Raw genomic sequence first — 1301 nt, 5'->3', positions numbered from 1 at the left:
TACTAGGCAGCCGACTCATAAAACTCGATCCACAAGCGTATCGAGGCCAGTTTGATCATGGCCATGAAGTTGCGTGACGTTTTCTCGTACCGTGTTGCGATGCGTCGGAATGAGGCTTTGAGGCGTCCGAAGAACCGTTCGATCTTGTTGCGCTCTTTGTAGAGGTCAGCGTCAAAGTCCTTTGGGAGATTGCGGTTTGACTTCGATGGGATCACGTCGATCGCGCCCTGTTCCCAGATCATTTCCCTGATCCAATTGGCGTCATACGCTTTGTCAGCAAGCACGTACTGCCCCGGTTGCAGGGCATCCAGTAGCTGCTTGCAGGGCGGTGCGTCATGGGCGTTTCCGGGTGTCAGTTCGAACCGGATCGGCAGGCCGTCCTGATTGGTAAGCGCATGAATTTTCGTGCCTAAACCGCCGCGCGAGCGCCCCATGCAACGACGCGGGTCGTTTTTTTGAGCGTGGTGGCCGAATGGTGGGCGCGAACACTCGTGCCGTCCACCATCACCGTATCCACGTTGTGGGCGTCGGCGACCGCCTCCATGATCCGATCCCAATGGCCTGCGTAAGTCCAGCGATTGAACCGGTTGTAGATCGTGGTGGGCGGGCCGTATTGTTCGGGCAGATCAGCCCAGGGGATGCCGGTGCGCAGAACATAAAAGATGCCGTTGATCACACGCCGGTCATCAACCCGCTTCACACCGCGTGACTTGCTCGGCAGAACTGCCTTGATGAACTCCCACTCCAAATCGCTCATGTCAGATCGCGCCAATTTCCCACTCCCGCCTGTTGTTTTGCGAAAGTGAATCACAAGCCTATGTGAATGAACAGAAATTTATGGGTGGGCTGCCTAGTAGCTTCAATTCATCCGCTCCGGCGGTTTACATCAATGAAGGCGAATGCGGTTGCGATTTACCAATCTTGCCGAGTTGGATAAAGGCACTGAAAAATATGGCCCAGATATGACCGAACTCCCGTTCAATCAGACAGGCGCTGCCTTGCTCGTTCTACTGTTTATACTCTGTTTGCTGGCAGCCAAAATCAGTGTCACGAAGCCATACAAGAAATGGCGTTATGCTGTATTTCTCCCCTATCTATTGGCAGTGTTATTCTTTGTCTTTTGCGTTGCGATCGGAACGCCCCTTTGGGAGGCTGGCTTGATCTTTCCTATTGTTGGCGTGATACACGCCGCTCGGTTCATGTCTAAGCGCAAAGAGGACGATTAAAGAAGCCAAAGAGCACGATGATCCAAAAAAATACTGGCACGCAAGTCAATGAGGCCACCTACCTGCCCTACGGCG

General features: G+C 53.5%; 2 protein-coding genes. One reads left to right on the top strand and one right to left on the bottom strand.

Going from position 1 to position 1301, the window contains the following annotated elements; translation table 11 throughout:
• Positions 1-2: 2 nt before the first annotated feature.
• Positions 3-772, bottom strand: a protein-coding gene (locus ABYT07_RS21210; protein WP_372993971.1) for an IS5 family transposase whose coding sequence is annotated in 2 segments (ribosomal slippage) — positions 3-451 and positions 451-772 — 771 coding nt in all. Because the reading frame shifts where the segments join, the coding sequence is not laid out codon by codon here.
• 133 nt (positions 773-905) lie between these two features.
• On the opposite strand from ABYT07_RS21210, the gene ABYT07_RS21205 reads away from it, so the two are divergent.
• Entirely contained in the window at positions 906-1226 is a 321-nt protein-coding gene (locus tag ABYT07_RS21205) for a hypothetical protein (protein WP_372993970.1), read from the top strand.
• Positions 1227-1301: the final 75 nt, after the last annotated feature.

The organism is Sulfitobacter sp. (assembly GCF_041552635.1).
Taxonomy (GTDB): domain Bacteria; phylum Pseudomonadota; class Alphaproteobacteria; order Rhodobacterales; family Rhodobacteraceae; genus Sulfitobacter.
The sequence above is the reverse complement of the archived record's forward strand: the minus strand, read 5'-3'. Positions and strand labels throughout refer to the sequence as shown.